The sequence below is a fragment of the Bradyrhizobium sp. HKCCYLS2038 genome (assembly GCF_051167655.1).
In the GTDB taxonomy this organism is placed as follows: Bacteria; Pseudomonadota; Alphaproteobacteria; order Rhizobiales; family Xanthobacteraceae; genus Bradyrhizobium.
In genome coordinates this window covers 1-17,022 of the sequence record NZ_JBNPTM010000001.1, presented here as the reverse complement: position 1 = coordinate 17,022, position 17,022 = coordinate 1, and the positions used below count along the sequence as shown (strand labels likewise).

The 17,022-nt window shown below is 65.9% G+C and carries 18 protein-coding genes; 6 read left to right on the top strand and 12 right to left on the bottom strand.

All coding sequences use genetic code 11. From position 1 onward, the window contains the following. The first annotated feature begins 279 nt into the window (after nt 1-279). From ACQR1I_RS00090 to ACQR1I_RS00080, 3 genes are all read left to right on the top strand, one after another. Nucleotides 280-1,872 carry an ATP-binding protein gene (locus tag ACQR1I_RS00090; protein WP_434865162.1) on the top strand — a complete coding sequence of 531 codons (1,593 nt, stop codon included), beginning with the start codon at nt 280-282 and terminating at the stop codon, nt 1,870-1,872. Nucleotides 1,873-1,962: 90 nt separating this feature from the next. After that, complete coding sequence (locus tag ACQR1I_RS00085) at nt 1,963-2,523, top strand: hypothetical protein (protein ID WP_434865161.1); 561 nt, start codon at nt 1,963-1,965, stop codon at nt 2,521-2,523. 423 nt (nt 2,524-2,946) lie between these two features. After that, complete coding sequence (locus ACQR1I_RS00080) at nt 2,947-3,156, top strand: hypothetical protein (RefSeq protein ID WP_434865160.1); 210 nt, start codon at nt 2,947-2,949, stop codon at nt 3,154-3,156. A 282-nt stretch (nt 3,157-3,438) separates the two neighbouring features. Here ACQR1I_RS00080 and ACQR1I_RS00075 read toward each other — a convergent pair whose 3' ends face one another. Next, nucleotides 3,439-3,696 carry a hypothetical protein gene (locus tag ACQR1I_RS00075; RefSeq protein ID WP_434865159.1) on the bottom strand — a complete coding sequence of 86 codons (258 nt, stop codon included), beginning with the start codon at nt 3,694-3,696 and terminating at the stop codon, nt 3,439-3,441. A gap of 356 nt (nt 3,697-4,052) precedes the next feature. Here ACQR1I_RS00075 and ACQR1I_RS00070 point away from each other — a divergent pair, with 356 nt between their 5' ends. Then, entirely contained in the window at nt 4,053-4,874 is an 822-nt protein-coding gene (locus ACQR1I_RS00070; RefSeq protein WP_434865158.1) for an outer membrane protein, read from the top strand. On the opposite strand, the gene ACQR1I_RS00065 is transcribed toward ACQR1I_RS00070, so the two are convergent. The 7 genes from ACQR1I_RS00065 to ACQR1I_RS00035 form a co-directional block, all read right to left on the bottom strand. Continuing rightward, the gene (locus ACQR1I_RS00065; protein ID WP_434865157.1) at nt 4,868-5,065 is read right to left on the bottom strand and encodes a hypothetical protein; all 198 of its coding nucleotides are present in this window, start codon (nt 5,063-5,065) and stop codon (nt 4,868-4,870) included. The genes ACQR1I_RS00070 and ACQR1I_RS00065 overlap by 7 nt on opposite strands. Nucleotides 5,066-5,134: 69 nt before the next feature. Continuing rightward, nucleotides 5,135-7,081 (bottom strand): tetratricopeptide repeat protein, encoded by a 1,947-nt coding sequence (locus tag ACQR1I_RS00060; RefSeq protein WP_434865156.1) that lies wholly within the window; start codon nt 7,079-7,081, stop codon nt 5,135-5,137. Nucleotides 7,082-7,159: 78 nt separating this feature from the next. Continuing rightward, nucleotides 7,160-7,903: a di-trans,poly-cis-decaprenylcistransferase gene (locus ACQR1I_RS00055; RefSeq protein WP_434865155.1), complete on the bottom strand. Its 744-nt coding sequence runs from the start codon at nt 7,901-7,903 to the stop codon at nt 7,160-7,162. Nucleotides 7,904-7,939: 36 nt separating this feature from the next. Beyond that, on the bottom strand, nt 7,940-8,320 hold the full coding sequence (locus ACQR1I_RS00050) for a winged helix-turn-helix domain-containing protein (protein ID WP_434865154.1): 381 nt from the start codon (nt 8,318-8,320) through the stop codon (nt 7,940-7,942). Further along, nucleotides 8,307-8,924: a hypothetical protein gene (locus ACQR1I_RS00045; protein ID WP_434865153.1), complete on the bottom strand. Its 618-nt coding sequence runs from the start codon at nt 8,922-8,924 to the stop codon at nt 8,307-8,309. The genes ACQR1I_RS00050 and ACQR1I_RS00045 overlap by 14 nt, the downstream gene beginning before the upstream one ends. Before the next feature lie 118 nt (nt 8,925-9,042). Beyond that, nucleotides 9,043-9,339 (bottom strand): DUF3551 domain-containing protein, encoded by a 297-nt coding sequence (locus ACQR1I_RS00040; protein ID WP_434865152.1) that lies wholly within the window; start codon nt 9,337-9,339, stop codon nt 9,043-9,045. Between the two features lie 141 nt (nt 9,340-9,480). Beyond that, complete coding sequence (locus tag ACQR1I_RS00035) at nt 9,481-10,455, bottom strand: Bug family tripartite tricarboxylate transporter substrate binding protein (protein ID WP_434865151.1); 975 nt, start codon at nt 10,453-10,455, stop codon at nt 9,481-9,483. Nucleotides 10,456-10,568: 113 nt separating this feature from the next. On the opposite strand from ACQR1I_RS00035, the gene ACQR1I_RS00030 reads away from it, so the two are divergent. Next, complete coding sequence (locus ACQR1I_RS00030) at nt 10,569-10,979, top strand: VOC family protein (protein WP_434865150.1); 411 nt, start codon at nt 10,569-10,571, stop codon at nt 10,977-10,979. A gap of 16 nt (nt 10,980-10,995) precedes the next feature. Here ACQR1I_RS00030 and ACQR1I_RS00025 read toward each other — a convergent pair whose 3' ends face one another. Together ACQR1I_RS00025 and ACQR1I_RS00020 are read right to left on the bottom strand one after the other, a co-directional pair. After that, on the bottom strand, nt 10,996-12,324 hold the full coding sequence (locus ACQR1I_RS00025) for a DUF2330 domain-containing protein (protein ID WP_434865149.1): 1,329 nt from the start codon (nt 12,322-12,324) through the stop codon (nt 10,996-10,998). Then, a complete protein-coding gene (locus tag ACQR1I_RS00020; RefSeq protein ID WP_434865148.1) occupies nt 12,321-13,145 on the bottom strand; it encodes an RnfABCDGE type electron transport complex subunit D in 825 nt (274 codons plus the stop codon). The genes ACQR1I_RS00025 and ACQR1I_RS00020 overlap by 4 nt, the downstream gene beginning before the upstream one ends. Nucleotides 13,146-13,300: 155 nt before the next feature. Between ACQR1I_RS00020 and ACQR1I_RS00015 the strand changes: the two genes are divergently transcribed. Next, nucleotides 13,301-14,875 (top strand): AMP-binding protein, encoded by a 1,575-nt coding sequence (locus ACQR1I_RS00015; RefSeq protein ID WP_434865147.1) that lies wholly within the window; start codon nt 13,301-13,303, stop codon nt 14,873-14,875. A 44-nt stretch (nt 14,876-14,919) separates the two neighbouring features. On the opposite strand, the gene ACQR1I_RS00010 is transcribed toward ACQR1I_RS00015, so the two are convergent. Continuing rightward, complete coding sequence (locus ACQR1I_RS00010) at nt 14,920-16,029, bottom strand: HD-GYP domain-containing protein (protein ID WP_434865146.1); 1,110 nt, start codon at nt 16,027-16,029, stop codon at nt 14,920-14,922. 219 nt (nt 16,030-16,248) lie between these two features. Further along, a partial coding sequence (locus tag ACQR1I_RS00005; RefSeq protein WP_434865145.1) for a molybdopterin cofactor-binding domain-containing protein occupies nt 16,249-17,022 on the bottom strand: 774 nt, incomplete at its 5' end.

The window sequence follows — 17,022 nt, the reverse complement described above, 5'->3', positions numbered from 1 at the left end:
CGAGTGCTCTCGGTTTGTACCTTACAGAACAGAGTGTACTTATCAGTACAACGACGTCAAGCCACTCAAATGTTCGATCAACGAACGATCATTGAGCCTCTTATGAAAGCCGTTGCGGCGGACGCGCGTGTCGACGCGGTGCCGATCTACCAATCTGCCGCTCGCGACAGTCAGCACCCTTGTGTGCTCAACGGAAATTGGATGATCTGCTAAGTGAACAGGCCGGGGCGCGGGGGCGAACGCGGTCGGTTCAGCTACGCGTTTGGGGGATTTTCGGACATGTCGATGCTCACGCCGCACGGCGAGTGCCTGCTGTGGACACCTGAACTGATCTGGGTGAACGCGATCTCCGACGTCCTCATCTCCATTGCCTTTTTCGCCATCGCGTTCGTGCTCGCCTTCATCGTCTACCGTCGCCGTGATTTTCAGTTCAGCTACATCTTCTGGGCCTTCGCGCTGTGGGTTTCCGTTTGCGGATTGACGCGGCTGATCGAGGTCCTCACGATCTGGGTGCCGGCCTATTCGCTCGAGGCCTCCACCAAGGGCGTCCTCGCCTTCATGTCGGTCGGCATCGCCGGCGCGCTGCTGCTGATGCTGCCGCGAGTGCTGACGATGCCGTCGCGCGCCGAGCTGAAAAACGCGTATGCGCAGCTCGAGGAGGAGACGCGGCAGCGGCGCACTGCGGAAGCCATGGTCCGGCGTTTCCAGGAGACCGAAGCCACCGAGGCGCAGGTGCGGCAGGCACAGAAGATGGAGGCGATCGGCCAGCTGACCGGCGGCGTCGCCCACGACTTCAACAACATCCTGACCGTGATCACCGGCACGATCGAGATCCTGGCCGACGCCGTGAAGGACCGTCCGCAGCTGGTGCAGATCACCAGCCTGATCAACTCGGCCGCAGCGCGCGGCGCAGATCTGACGAAGCATCTCTTGGCCTTCGCCCGCCGCCAGCCGCTGCAGCCGCGCAGCGTCGACATCAACGGCATGGTGGTCGACACCGCGCGCCTGCTACGGCGGACGCTCGGCGAGCAGATCGAGATCGAATCGATGCTGGCGCACGATTCCGCGCCCGCCATGATCGATCCCAGTCAGCTGTCGACCGCGATCCTCAACCTCGCGCTCAATGCCCGCGACGCGATGCCGAACGGCGGCAAGCTGACGCTGGAGACCAAGAACGTCCTGCTCGACGACGCCTATGCGCGGATGAACCCGGAGGTGATCCCCGGCAACTACGTCATGATCGCGGTCAGCGACACCGGCGAGGGCATTCCCGCCAACCTGCTCGACAAGGTGTTCGAGCCGTTCTTCACCACCAAGGACGTCGGCAAGGGGGTCGGCCTCGGGCTCAGCATGGTCTACGGCTTCGTCAAGCAGTCTGACGGTCACATAAAGATCTACAGCGAGCCCGGGCACGGCACCTCGGTCAAGCTGTACCTGCCGCAGGCCAACAGCGATGCCGAGGCAGCGGCCCTCTCTGCGCTCAGCGCCGCAGCCATGGAGCGGGGCGACGAAACGATCCTGATCGTGGAGGACGATTCCCTGGTGCGCGAATACGTCGTCGCCCAGATCAAGCGGCTCGGCTACACGACGCTGGCGGCGAGCAAGGCCGACGAGGCGCTGGCGCTGATCGACGGTCCGGCGCGCATCGACCTGCTGTTCACCGACATCATCATGCCCGGCGGCATGAACGGGCGTCAGCTCGCGATCGAGGCGCTCAAGCGGCGCCCGGACCTGAAGGTGCTGTACACCTCGGGCTATACGGAGAACGCCATCGTCCACCATGGCCGCCTCGATGCCGGCGTGCTGCTTTTGACCAAGCCGTATCAGAGCGCCGACCTCGCCCGCATGATCCGGACCGCGCTCAGCACGTGACCGGCCTCATTCTGCGTGCGTGATCCGGCCTGGACCCAAGCTCGTTTCCGAGCCGATGCGGCGCGATGGCCTGCGGACAAGAGGACGTGAATGGGCAAGATATTCGGACGCTGGCTGGCCGCCGTGCAGGCCTATGCCGCCGTCGACGATCCGCAGTCCGACATCGCCGCCAAGGTGGCGCTGGTCATCGTCGCCAACCAGCCGTTCTATCCGTTGTACCTGCACGCGATCGCGGGCAGCGCGGCGTGGCCGGCCTGGCTGACATTGCTCACCGCGCCGTTGTTCGCCGCCGTCCCGGCTCTGGCGCGACGCAATCCCCTGGCCGGCCGTGCCGTGATGTTGCTGGCCGGCACCGCCCACACCGTGTTCTGCGTCAAACTGTTCGGCGCGCGCAGCGGCGTCGAGCTGTTCCTGATCCCCTGCGCCCTGCTCGGCGCCCTGCTGTTCCGCCCCGACGAGCGCCTCCGCTCGCTGCCGCTGCTCGCGCTGCCGTTCGTGTCCTACCTGCTGATCGACTCCCGCCTCGGTGCCCCCGTGATGCGGGTCGCCGAGTCCGACTACGCCTCGCTGGTGTCGATCAACGCAATGAGCGTGGGCGCATTGACCGCCTTGATCGGCCTGCTCGCGTCGGCGCGCATGGCCGAGGCGTAGCAACTCACTCCGCCGCCACTCCGGATCGGCGGCCTCGAAGACAGCCGTGGCGAACAACCACCCGCTCGACACACTCCGTCGTCATCCCGGACAAGCCCGACAACGCGCCAGCGTCGTCGGGCGCAGATCCGGGATCCATACGCCGTGCAGTTCGTGCTGAAGCACGCTGGAGCGGCAATCGTCGTAACAACGACATCCTGTGGCTATGGGTCCCGGGTCGACGCATCGACGCGCGATGCGCGTCGATGCTTGCCCGGGACGACAGCGGAGTTGACGCAGGAGCGAGGCAATTCACAGAGTTTCGATCGCGGCAACCGAGTTGCCCGTCGGGCAAAACGATCCTCGCTTGCGCTGGATCTCCCACGCCGCACGACAGAAAACGCGATGCGCTGAAACGCTCCTTTCGCGCGCTCGATCAACGCGATGACCTCTGTCCAGATGCCGCCGCAAAAATATTCCGCTTCCGTTTTTCCGCAATCCATTGTCTGCTCCCTGCATACCGCCTCGGGCAGAGGGCGTATCGCGGTCGTCACGACACGCGAGGCGGGGAGCGATGGCCGCGGCGAAGCGCAGTGTCCCGAAGGGGATGCCGACGAACGTTTCGCTGCGGACGGTGAAGTCGTGTGGTCCTGACACCCCGACGCTGGTGTCTTCAGCGCAACGCGGACGCGTTGTCGCCGATACGGTGGCCAGAAAGCCCGGTGCACCGAGGAGAGCACGTATAAGCCGTAGCCCGTTGCGCAGGGAAGGCCGGGATTGCCGGCTGAGCCTGTGGTTCCTGCCCCGTGCATTTTTCTCGCACGGGGGCCGCGGGCGCCGGTCGGCGCCTGGTCTTCCCTGCCCCTCTCGCTTGCAGAGGGTCCATGACCTCGACAACTCGGGCGCGGATCGCGCCGCGAGCCGGAAGAGACGTGTCTAAGCCGCGGCGATCTGCCAGGGCGACGGCGTGTAGGAGGGAGCGTGATAGTTCAGATTGGCCGGCGGCTGCGACGGCGCCTGGCGCGCCACGAAGTAGGCCTCGAGCTCGGCGACGGCGCGGCTTTCCCATTCCGCGGCCTGGGCCAGCAGCGACTCCCGCTGATGCGGACGAAATGTCGCAGTCTGCCGGTACAAGGAAGCGACGGTACGATAGCGCCGCACGTTTTCGAGAACCGCTTCTCCATTCATCGTCATGACCGCTCTCCCCTCTCCGTCCCCTCAGGACACGCGGAAAGTGCACGCGCGCGCTTTGCGAAATCGTTAGCAGCCGGAATAGCGCGTTCTCATGGTTGGCAAATTCTTGCTTGAGAGAATGCATCGAATTGTCCGGTTCTCGCCATCGGCGCACTCGCGGCGGCCGGCTTCGAAGGTTGTACGAAGCGCTGGCGATTACTTTAGATTAGCCTGAAAAGTGATGTAATCACAGATACTTAGTGACGTCGTCACAGACGCATCCGATCACGAGTGTTGCAGCTCGACTACAGCCGACCGGTCGAAAATGTGGGAAGAGCGTGACCGAACGTTGCTGAGTTTGTTTGAGGATTGTGACTATGAAAACGCTTGCCACCGCCGTCTCGCTGCTTGTCGCGAGCTCGATCGGCGCCTTCGCCGCCGATATGCCGGTCCGCTACACCAAGGCTCCGGCTCCGGCTGCGATCTACAATTGGACCGGCGGCTATTTCGGCGGCAATGTCGGCTACGGCTGGGGCAGCTCGGACCTCGGCACCGTCCTCGACCCGACCAGCAGCTGGGCGGCCGAAACCGTCGCCTTCCAGAATCGGTTCGTCGCCCTCAGCAACAACCGCCTCAATCCGTCGGGCGTGATCGGCGGCCTGCAGGCGGGCTACAATTGGCAGACCGGCGCCAGCGTGTTCGGTGTCGAAGCCGACTTCAACGGCTCGGGCATGAGCCAGCGCCTCATCGTCACCGGCGCCAACGCACCGACGACCCGCACCTTCAACGAGAGCATCCGCAACGACTGGTTCATGACCGTGCGCGGCCGCGCCGGCTACGCGATCGACACGACGCTGCTCTATGTCACCGGCGGTCTCGCGGTCGGCAACGTCAAGGGCAGCTGGGATGTGACCTCGGGCAACGGCTACGCCAAGACGGCGTCGATCGACCAGACCCGCCTCGGCTGGACCATCGGCGCCGGCGTCGAGCACGCCTTCGCGCCGAACTGGACCGTCAAGTTCGAATATCTCTACACCGACCTCGGCAGCGTCAACTACACCTCGACCTACGTCCCGGGCAGCACCTTCGCGCCTCCCGGCGCGAACTATGTCGAGCGCCTGTCCCAGGACTTCACGTTCCACACCGCCCGCGTCGGCGTGAACTACAAGTTCGGCGGACCGGCTGTCGCCCGCTACTGATCCCGCCAACGGCGACGTCTGCGCGCAAAAGCCTCAGCCATGCTGAGGCTTTTTTGATTCGCATCGCGATTCGCTCGAGCCGTGGCCGCGATGGGCCACGGCGCCGAATCCGAGGTCGCGATCGCATGAATCAGCAGCAGGCTGCTGAAGATGACGAACAGGCGGAAGGACTGGAATTCGTCCAGCGACATGCCGAGCAGCGCGAGCCGCCAGCCGGCTGGCAGACCGGCGACGACCCCTGCAGAGCCATCCAGCCGCGCCTACCTCGAACCGGACGTAGCGACCTGCTCGGTGAGCGCCGCACGGACGCGCGCGACGACGTCGACATAGTCGCGGCGTGCGTCCTGACGGAACAGACGCACGCTCGGATACCATGGACTATCGTCGCGGCCGAGCAGCCAGCGATAGTCCGGCGTGAACGGCAACATGATCCAGGTCGGCTTGCCCAGCGCGCCGGCGAGATGTGCAACGCTGGTGTCGACGGTGATGACGAGGTCGAGCGCTTCGATCAGGGCGGCGGTGTCGACGAAGTCGCGGATGTCGGCGGTGAGATCGAGAACGTCGTTGCGCGCGGCGAGCAACGCCTTGTCCGAGGGCCGCGCATCCTTCTGCAGGCTGACGAACCGCGCACCGGCATCGAGCAGCGGCATCAGCGTCGCCAGCGGCATCGAGCGGTTGTGGTCGTTGAGATGCGCGGGATTGCCGGACCAGACCAGGCCGACACGCAGCCTGTCATGCGCGCCGAGCCGCTGCTCCCAGGTTTCACGGCGTTCCGCGGGCGGGCGCGGCAGATACGACGGTGCTGCGGGGATCGTGTCGAGGCGGGTGGCAAAGGCGAGCGGCAGGCTCGACAGCGGGCAGTGATAGTCGACGGCAGGCAACGCGTCGATGCCGCGGGCCAGGCACTGCGCCACGCCCCCCATTCCCGACAGCAGCGGCTGCAGCACCGCGTCGACTTCGAGCAGGACACGGGCACCCTGCGCGGCGACGGTGCTGGCATAGCGCGAGAACTGGATGGTATCGCCCAGACCCTCGTCGCTGTGCAGCAGAATGGTCTTGCCCGACAGGGGTGCATCGGCCAGCCAAACCGGCACGTCGAAGCTGCGCGCGACGAAGCCGACGGCGCGGCACTGGCGGCCCCACTCGCGTGCGGCCCAGCCGCGGGCGAAGTCGCCGGTCAGCAGCCGGAACAGCGCGGCGTTCCAATGCGCATCGGCAAAATCCGACTTCAGCGCAACGGCGCGCTCGAAGCTGGCGAACGCCTCGTCGAACCGATGCAGCTCGGCCAGCGAGGTGCCGCGATGATTGTGGAAGTCGGCGGACTGCGGCCGGATCGCGATCGCCTTGTCGAACACGGCAATCGCTTCCTCGTGGCGACCGAGGTTCTGCAGGATGCAGCCATAGCCGTTGGCAAGGTCGGGATCGTGCGGCGCCAGCAGATGCGCACGACGGCCGAACTCATCGGCTTGCGCATAGCGGCGCAGCCGCCGCAGCGAGATCGCTTTCAGATACAGCACGCGCGCCTGATCCGGCACCACGGCCAGCGACCGATCGAACGCGGCGATGGCCTGTTCGTAGTGTCCGGCGTCGAAATGCAGCCCGCCGGCCTTGTTGGCGGCCTCGACGTAATCAGGCTTCAGCTTCAGCACCTCGTCGAACGCCAGCGCCGCCTCCGCACCACGCCCCTGCGCCTCGAGCACTTCGCCGAGACGAATCCAAATCGTCATGCGCTCCGGCGCAAGCTGCAGCAGGCGATCGCAGGCCAGCGCCGCCTCGGCGTGGCGGCCCGTCAGTTGCAGCAGCTCGCCGAGAGCGTCCCAGCTCTCGACCGCATCGCCCTGCAGCTGCAGCGCGCGATCATACGCCTTGATGGCCTCGTCGAGCCGGCCCGCGAGCCGCAGCGCCTGCGCGAGGCCGACGAAGCCATCGGGCGCGGCCATGTTCTGCCTGATCGCGCGGGCGAACCATTCGATCGCATCGTCGGCGCGCTTGAGCGCAAGACAGACTTGCCCCATCGCCTGCAGCGCGTCGATCGAAGCGGCATCGAGCGCCAAAGCGCGCCGGCAGGCATCCTCGGCCTCGGCAAATTGGCCCGCCCGCAGCAGCCGCAGCGCCGCGGCACACATCGCCCCGGACGTGTCGCCATGGCGCGACGGTCCGGGTTTGCCCGGAGAGGGGCCGGCAGGCCGGCGCGGCTTGTGCTTCATCGGGGGATCTCTGCGCTCGTGCTGCAAGCGGTAGATGATTCCCCGATGCACGGAAAGATTGTCGGCCTACGCGCGGGATCAGGCGCTCTCGGCCGGCGCGAGCGGTGCCGGCTCGAGGCCGCCGAAGCGGCGTTCGCGCCCCCGGAACGAGGCCAGTGCCTGGGCCAGATCGGCGGCGTCGAAATCGGGCCACATGCGCGGCGTGAAGTGCAGCTCGGCATAGGCGCCTTCCCACAGCAGGAAGTCCGACAGCCGCTGCTCGCCCGAGGTGCGGATGATGAGGTCGACGTCGCGCAGGCCTGCTTCTCCGGTTACAAGATCGGAGAACGCCGCGCGCGTCAGTCCCTCGTCGGCGCGCGCCTTCGCCGCGGCGTTGAGGATCGCGTCGCGGGCCGAGTAGTCGACGGCGATGCGCAGATGCAGGGTGCGTCCATCACGCGTCGCGGCTTCGGCGCGGCCGATCGCATCGGCGATGCCGCCCGGCAGGCGGTCGCGGCGGCCGATCACGGTCAGCCTGACGCCGTTGCGGACCAAGGTCTCCACTTCGCTGGCGAGATAGACCCGCAGCAGCGCCATCAGCGCGGCCACCTCGGCGCGCGGACGCCGCCAATTGTCGCTGGAGAAGGCGTAGAGCGTCAGCGTGCCGACACCCTGATCAGGTGCGGCCTCGACCACCCGCCGGATCGCCTCGACGCCGGCCTCGTGGCCGCGCAGCCGCGACATCCCTTTGCGGGTCGCCCAGCGGCCGTTGCCGTCCATGATGATGCCGACATGCAGGCCGTCCACCACAGCAGGCGATTGGGGTTGCAGACTACTTTGCATTGCAAAGCTCCAGGTCAAAAAAATCCGGTCAGATGTTCAGGCGCGGCCCGGGATCAGGCCAGCTTGAGATGGCGCGTGGTCCTTGCCGGCCGCCGCCGCGGCGTCGCGGACCAGGCGTTCGAGCACGGCGAGATAGTCGATAAAGCGGCGGCGGCCGGCCTTGGTGAGGCGGCAGCTGGTGTGTGGGCGGTTGCCCTCGTAACCCTTGGTGACTTCGACCAGCCCGGCTTCCTGCAGCACCTGCAGATGCCGCGACAGGTTGCCGTCGGTCAGTCCGCAGAGCTGCTTGAGGTCGGCGAAGGCGAGGCCCTTCGGATGCGCCATCAGCGAGGTGAGCAGGCCGAGCCGCGCCTTCTCGTGGATGACGCGATCGAGCCCGTCATAGGAGAACGGCGCGCTGCCGTCAGTCTTCGACATCGGAATCTCCCGTCGCAAAATACAGAATGCCCGCCATCAGCGCCTGGCCGACGGCGAAGGGCAGTCCCATGGTCCAGGGCGACAGCAGATGAGTCACGCTGCCGAACACGAGGACCGCGAAGCCCGCCAGGAAGTAGAACGCGCCGGCCAGCGCGACCGTGCGCGGCAACGAGCGCACCGAGGCGAACACGCCGAGCGACATCAGGATCTGCCAGAGGCCGGGCAGCATCCACAGCGCTTCAGGAGCAAATTTCCAGAGCAGCACCGCCAGCAGCACGCCGGCGATCCCTGCGGGGAGAAACTGCTCGACCGCCTGGTGGATCATCGCGTCGGCCAGACCGGAATGGTGGCGGCGCGACCGCGCTCGCATCTCCACCCAGATCATGGTCAGCGAGACGCAGGCAGCCGCCGCCCAGCCGAGCAGGAAGGTCAACGGCTCGCCGGTCGGATCGCGCAACACGAGCTGCTGGACGATGGCCGTCAGGAGAGCGACGGCCGCGGTCGCCGCCATGGTCGCCGGTCCATAGCCGCGGAACGCGGTGCCCGCCGCGAGCTGGCTGCGGATCGCGATGATATCGGCCAGCGCCTTGTCGAGGTCGCGCATGTCTGACGGGGTCCGCGCCATTAACTTTGCGATACAAAGTATACACGATGACAAAGTGAACACAAGCCCGTCAGTGCTCCGTTGGATAACGGTCCCGCGACAGGAGCCTCAGAGCATCTCAATAATAGCTGAAGCGGTGCACGCGCCGCGGCGGCGGCATGTCGCCATAGACGGTCGGGCCGCGGCGCGCCGGATCGAACGCGACGCGCGGATTGATGCCGCAACCGGCGTTGCGTCCCGAGGCGCTGGCCCGGCATTGCTCGAAGGTCTGATAGGAGCAGTCGCCGGGGTAGCCGACGCCCCTGCCCTGCACGCACCAGGGATAATCGTAGCCGGCGACAGCCGGCGCGGCGCCGCCTCCACCGATCAGTGCAACGCCGACGAGGCTGGCCGCCACCATCATCACCTTGCGCATGGCCTACTCCCTTTCAGGCGAGCAGGTTTCAGCACATGGGCATGGTCAAAAAACGACAAATCCGCGGAGCGCATCATCGAGCAAGGCGATGACGTGTCGCGGCTGCGGCACGCCTTATATCGCGCTTGCGACCGCCTCGCGTCAGTCCAGCTTCAGGCCGGCAAACTCGACGACCTTCTTCCACTTGTCGGTCTCGGCAGCGATCTGCGCGCCGAACTGCTCCGGCGACTGGATCAGCGGATCACCGCCGAGCTCGACGAGGCGCTTCTTGATGTCGGGCTCGGCAAGGATCGCATTGACCTGCTTGTTGAGCTTCTCGATGATCTCCTTCGGCGTATTCTTCGGTGCGCCGATCCCGAACAGCGCGCTCGCCTCATAGCCCGGAACGGTCTCCGCAATCGCCTGCACGTCGGGCAGCTGCGGCGAGCGCTCCTGGGTGGTGACCCCGAGCGCACGCAGCGAGCCCGCGCGGATATGCTGGATGATCGAGGGCATGTTGTCGAAGATGACCTGGACCTGGCCGCCGAGCATGTCGGTGATCGCCGGCGCCGCACCGCGATAGGGCACATGCTGCATCTTGGTGCCGGTCATCGCCATGAACATCTCGCCCGACAAGTGCACCGAGGTGCCGTTGCCCGACGACGCCATGTTCACCTTGCCGGGGTTCTCCTTCAGATAGGCGATGAACTCCGCGACAGTCTTGGCCTTGATGTCGCTGTTGACTGTCATCACGTTCGGCACGCGGTTGAACGAGGCGATCGGCGCGATGTCGCGAACGAAATTGAACTTCAGGTTGGTGTAGAGGCTGGCATTGATGTAGTTGGCCGGATTGATCAGCAGCACCGTGTACCCGTCAGGGGCCGCGTTCACGGCCGCCTCCGTGCCGATATTGTTGCCGGCGCCCGGCTTGTTCTCGACCACGAATTGCTGACCGAGCGTCTCGGACAGCCGCTGGCCGATCAGCCGGGCCAGGATGTCGGTCGCACCGCCAGGCGGATAGCCGACCACGAAACGGACCGGACGGGCGGGATAATCCGCTGCGGAGGCACGACCGATGACGGCGACGGATGGGACGGCGGAAGCGAGCAGGCCAAGCGCAGTGCGACGTGAAATCATGCGTTTCCTCAGGTATATATCGTTGAGCGTTCGTTAACGAGCCGCCGACGCGGATCATAGCAGAATGCCGCTGGTGCGGCGAGATCGATGCCTCAATCAGGAAGGAAGAGCCCATGCCGGTCAAGGCCAGAGCACTCGATCATCTGGTCATCAACGTCAGCGACGTCGAGCGCACGACGGCCTGGTATCAGAAGGTCCTGGGCATGGAGCTGCAGGTCACCGACCTCGGCCCGGGAAGAGCCAAGCGCACCTCGCTACTGTTCGGGAACCAGAAGATCAACGTGCGGCCGAAGGACGCGGACAAGGTCGACTGGTTTACCGCCGACCATGTGACGGCCGGCAGCGACGACCTCTGCTTTCTCACCACCAGCACGCCGGACGAGGTCGTGGCGCACCTCAACGCGCTGGGCATCGCCATCGAGGAAGGGCCGGTCGCCAAGCAGGGCGCCCGCGGCACCCTGCGCTCGGTGTATTGCCGCGATCCCGACGGCAGCCTGATCGAGATTTCGTCGTATCAGGAATGAGCCGCCGGAGCCCGGGCTACTTCACCGCGGTCTCGCCGCTCTGCTCCATCCTTGCGGCGATCTCGCTGCGCGACCACCCGGTCAGTTGCGCAAGGTCGGCAGCTTCCTTGGCGAAGCGTCCGGCGAGCTTGTCCTTATAGGCCCTCGCCGCCTCGCACGACGCCTCGCCGCGCCAGGGGTGGTGCTGCACGTAACGTCCCTGGAAGTTGCTGCGGTCCTTGGTCTCGATGAAGACGATGTCCTCCGGAAAAGTTTTCGCATCGTAGCGCACGTGCAGCCGGGTCACGAAGGCGTTCGATGCGGCCGAGCCGCGCCGGACGCTGAATGCCGTATCGTCGTCGCTGCCGATCCAGCGTGCGCCGAGCTCGGCCAGCTCCTTGTTGCTCATCGGATCGGCGGCGCACGGATCGCACCACGCCATGTCCCAGGCATATTCGACGAACACCGCCTGCATGTTCTCGCGCGCGACGGCGCGCTCGAACATCGCCTTGTAGAACGGCCCGAACTCGTCCTTGACGTATAGCGGTACGTCGATATCGGACGGGATTTTCACGGTGCGGTAGTTGGCCGCCTCGATGCGTCCGCTCCTGGTCAAGGCGTAGACGATCAGGTCCTGCGGACCTTTGGCGTTCACCGTGCCGAGCCGTAGCGGCACCATGAACTTGGCGCTCTGGTAGCGCACCTGCAGCGGCCGGAGCTGGCCATTGCCAAGCCCCGTCATGCGCTCGACATTGACCTTGGCGACGAAGAACCGCATGCCCTGCTTGATGTAGCTGCCGAGCACGGCCTCCGCGCCTTGCGGGATGCGGTAGTTGTTGTCGGTCAGCCAGCGCGTCAGACCGTCGCTCTCCTGCGCCGACAGGATCAGCACGTCATACTCGGCGACGTCGTAGCTGGCCTCAATGGTGACTCCGTAATTCCGCCGGGCCATCTCATACACCGCTCCCGCCATCATGGGCGCCGCCGGCATTGCCCGCGCCGCGACGACGACCGGCGCACAGGGATCGGCGTCGTGATACTCGACCAGCCGCGGCGCGGTGTATTTGTCGAGATGGTCGATTGTCTTCGGCTCGACGACGCCGATCTGCTTGCGTTCGATGAAGGTCGGCACGGGAACGACGACCGCGAATTCCTTCACGTCGCCTTCGAAATCGCTGGCCATGGTGATCGCGGTCTGCTGGCCGTCGCGGGCGAGGATCACCTTCGACGATTGATTGAACAGCTTGGCGTCGGCCTGCGCGACATAGAATCCGCAGAACGCGTTGGCGGGAGCGGCCGCCGCATGGGCAAGGATTGCCGCCGCGGCGACACCGGTGCGGAAGAGCTCGGTGTAACGCAAGGTCATGTCGATACTCCTTCGGGAACGGACGGACGCCAGACAAATCGGGTGGCAGGGATCAGACGGTCGAGCACCAGCGTCAGCGGCGACAGCGCGATCAACGCCACATAGAGCGCCGGGCGCATCTGCATGAAGAAAGTCAAATAGTGCGCGGCTACTGCAACCGTCATCGCGAACAGCAACCGTCCAGCACGCGAATCCGGCGTGGTGCGCGGGTCGGAGATCATGAAGAAGGTGAAGATCAGCAGCGAGCCGCTCTGCAACTGGTGCAGCGGAATAACGAGGGGATCGCCGAGCCAAGTGGCGCGCAAAAGCAAGAGCGCCGCGTGGCTGGCGAAGAAATACACCGCGATGTCGGCGCGGCGGGAGGCACTCAACACCAGGATCGCGAAGCAGCCGGCGAGGCTCGCGAACCAGAGCTCGGTGCCCCATTGTCCGGGCGAGATCCACACGCCTTTGGAGGTGAACAACAGCAGCACGATAGCGAGGCCGGCGGGGTTGAAGACATGCTTGCCGTCGATGCGCAGCACGAATTTCGAGCCGATCGCGATGATCGCCGCGGCCGCATGCAGCCACAGCGCATCGGCGCGCAGCAGCAGGCTGAGCGAAAGTCCCGTGATCAGCGGCGACTTGAGGTCGAGCGGCGCGCCAGAGATGCGACAGCAGACCGCCTGGGTGAGCAGCGCAGCCGCGATCGCGATCACGCTCGCGGCGGGTCGCGCGCCAAAATCGATGACGGCGAAATTCATCAGCAGCAGTGTGGCCAATGCCGCGATCTGGAAATAGCGGGCGTCGGGCAGCCGCCATGATTTTGGCAGGGCCAGCATGCAAACCTCCAGGCGTGTCTTGCCGCGCCATTGGTCGCCTTCAAAAGAAAACGGGTTCAATCCCGATTTGATCACGCCGACGTCAGATGGCAGAACATGAGGACAGAAACGAAGCGGCCGGAACGGGCCGCCGATCAAGAACAACGGGAGCAGACATGAACGGAACGACAATCGCGGCCGGCACGGTGACGCCGTTCGACGGCATGGACGTGCCGTGGCTGCTCAAGCTGCGCAGCGAGACGAGGCGCGACCATCCGTTTCTGATATCAGCGCCATTCGACGCACCGGCGAGGGCCTGGAGCTACGGCGAATTTCACGACCGCGTCGGCGCCCTCGCTGCGGGTCTGGTCAAGCGCGGCGTCAAGCCCGGCGACGCGATCCTGATCCATCTCGACAATTGCATCGAGGCGATGCTGGCCTGGTTTGCCTGCGTCGAGCTCGGCGCGCTCGCGGTCACCACCAATACGCGCTCGGCGGCGGCCGAGATGAGCTACTTCGCCGAGCATTGCCGCGCCGTGGCGGCGATCACCCAGCCGGCCTATGCCGAGATGATCTCGGCGCATTGCCGCGGCCTGCGCTGGCTTGCGGTGATCTCGCACGACCCCGGACAGGCGGAAACGACAACGGTTGGACAAGGCGATCGCTTCGAAACGCTGTTCGCCGACAGCGCCGACCGGCCGCGGCGCGCGCCCGACCCGATGGCGCCATGCAGCGTTCAATATACGTCCGGCACGACGTCGCGGCCCAAGGCGGTGCTCTGGACGCATGCCAACGCCCTGTGGGGCGCCAAGGTCAATGCCGTGCACGAGGACCTGCACGAAAGCGATGTGCACCAGACCTATCTGCCGCTGTTCCACACCAATGCGCTGGCCTATTCGATGCTGGCCTCGCTCTGGGTCGGCGCGACCTGCGTGATCCAGCCGCGCTTCTCGGCGAGCCGGTTCTGGAGCGTGGCGCGGGAGCATGGCTGCAGCTGGACCTCGACGATTCCGTTCTGCATGAAGGCGCTGCTCGACCAGGAAGTCCCGGCCGATCACAAGTTCCGGCTCTGGGGCACCGCGCTGTCGGAGCCGCCGGCCTTTGCCAAGTTCGGCATCAAGATCATCGGCTGGTGGGGCATGACGGAGACCATCACCCACGGCATCGTCGGCGAGATCGATCAGCCGAACACGCCGATGTCGATCGGGCGCGCCGCGCCGGAATACACCATTCGCATCACCGACGACGACGGACGGCCGACCGCGGTCGGCGATACCGGAAACCTCGCCATCAAGGGCGTGCCGGGGTTGTCGCTGTTTGCGGAATATCTCTACAACGCGGAGGCGACGCGGACGAGCTTCGATGCCGACGGCTTCTTCCTGACAGGCGACCGCGTCACGCGGCTGCCGAACGGCTTCATCAAGTTCGGCGACCGCGCCAAGGACATGCTCAAGGTCGGCGGCGAGAACGTCGCGGCCTCGGAGATCGAGCAGGTCATCATCACGGTACCCGGCGTGCGCGAGGCCGCCGTCGTCGCCAGGAAGCACCCGATGCTCGACGAAGTCCCCGTGGCCTTCGTGATCCCACAGGCCGGTGTCGCGCGCGAGGAGTTGGCCGACAAGGTGTTGGCCGCCTGCCGCGCCGGCCTCGCCGACTTCAAGGTGCCGCGCGAGGTGAGGCTGGTCGACGAGATGCCGCGCTCGACGCTCGAGAAGGTCGCCAAGGCCGAGCTGCGCAAGCTGCTGGATTAGCGCAGCCGATCGGAACAGCTACTGCGACCGTCAGTCCGATCCCGTCAATGCGCGCCCATGGCGACGGGACGGAACGCCTGCAGCAGCTGCTGGTCGAGCTTCGGGCCCATGTTCTCCATGATCTGGAACGCGCGGGCATGCGAGAAGGCGGGACGATAGGCGCGGCGCTCGATCAACGCCGTATAGATGTCGACGATGGTGGTGAGGCGCACGATGTCGCTGATCTGCTCGTTGTGCAGGGCATCGGGATAGCCGGAGCCGTCGAGGAACTCGTGGTGATGCAGGATGACGTCGAGCATCTCCGGCGAGAATCCGCCCTGCCGCCACAGCGCCTCATAGCCGCGCCGCGGGTGCTGGCGCAGGATCGCGATCTCCTCGGCGGTGAGCTTGCCCTGCTTGTCGAGAATGGCGACCGGAATGAACGCCTTGCCGACGTCGTGCAGCAGGGATGCGCGGACCAGGCGGCGCTGATCGTCGTCGCGCATGCCGAGATGGATCGAGAAGCCGACCGCAAAGCCGGTCACGAACAGGCAATGCCGGTAGGTGTCGTTGTGGTGACAGCCGACCACCGTCATCCACTCGCGCAGCGAGGAATGCTTGATCGCCTTGAGGATCCTGTTCTCGGCCGCGACGACATCCTCCATCGTCAGCGCCACGCCGGCGGGAAGCTTCTCGAAGATCTTGACCATCACGGCCTGCGCCGCTTCGACGCCGCGATTGAGCAGCTTGCCGCGATCGGTCTCGTCATAGCCGTCATCGGCCGGCAGCGCCGAGCGGATGCGCTGCAGCACGTCGGCCGGGCTGAACGGACGCGCGATGGTATCGGTCGCGCCCAGCGCCCAGGCCTGCATGGTGGCATGATGCAGCGCCTCCGCCAGCACGAACAGGCGCGGCACCTCGCTATAGGCCCGCGACGACAGCTTCTTGCGGACCCGCTGCACGCTCTCGGGTGAGCGCAGGTTGATGTCGACGACGACCCCGGAGAAGCGGTTGCCGGGATTTTCCGGAATCTCGGTGGTCGGCATCAACTCGACATCGCCGACCGAGCGCAGAATGCGCGCCAGCTCGTTGCTCTGCTCACCGCGGTCAGACGCGAGCAGGAGATGGCGCTTGGTCGCTGTCTGGGTCACGGTCTGCTTGGCTGTCGCGCTCATACGTGCTCGCCCCTGCGGTTTGCTGCCGTGCAAGTTACCGAGATACGGGTTCGCCGCGGCTTAAACCGATCGCTCAAGCTGTCTCCTTTCCGGTGAGCAAAGGGTTAAGCCGATCGGTCGAATTGAACGGCATCCCCCCTCGGCATGTACCTTCGCAAAAGAAAACCGCCGGAGAAGCGTCTCCGGCGGTTCCCAGTGGTTGCAGTGCAATCGGTCGGGCTAGGCTTTCATCGCCGCCTTCACCGCCGCGGCAGTGATCGGCAGCGAGCGCAGCCTTGCGCCGCAGGCGTTGTAGATGGCGTTGCCGAGCGCCGGGGCGACCACGGTGACGGCGGGCTCGCCGACGCCAGTGGCCTTCTCGCCATTGGCGATCACGGAGATCGCGACCTCCGGCACCTGGCTCATCCGCAGCGGCGTGTAGCTGTCGAAGTTGGTCTGCTCGATGCCGCCATCCTTCAACGTCGCCTTCTCGTACATCGCGAGCGACAGGCCCCACAGCGCCGCGCCCTCGACCTGGGCACGGATGTTGTCGGGATGCACCTGGGTGCCGACGTCGGTCGCCACGGTGAGCTTCTTCACCGTGACCGCGCCGTTGTCGGCCACCGCGACGTGCGCCACGCACGCCGTCCAGCTCGCGGTCGCGCGCTCCTGCGAGGACACGCAGGCCACGCCCATGCCCTCGCCCTTCGGCAGCTTCTTCGCGCCGTAGCCGGACAGGCCCATCGCCGCGAGCAGCGTGTTGCGCAGCCGCTGCGCGCCGCCGTCGTTCTTGCCCTTGCCGTCGAGCAGCGCGATGCGGAACTGGGCCGGATCCTGGCCCGAAGCGGCGGCGATCTCGTCGATCATGCTCTCCACCGCCCAGAACGTCCAACCCGGCGCCACCGAGCGGAGCTGCCCGGACGGCGTCGCATTGTGCGCGAGCTCGTTCTTGATCGCGCGCACATGGTGGTTGGGCACGGTGTAGAAGAAGTCAGCGCCGTTGACCGTGAACGA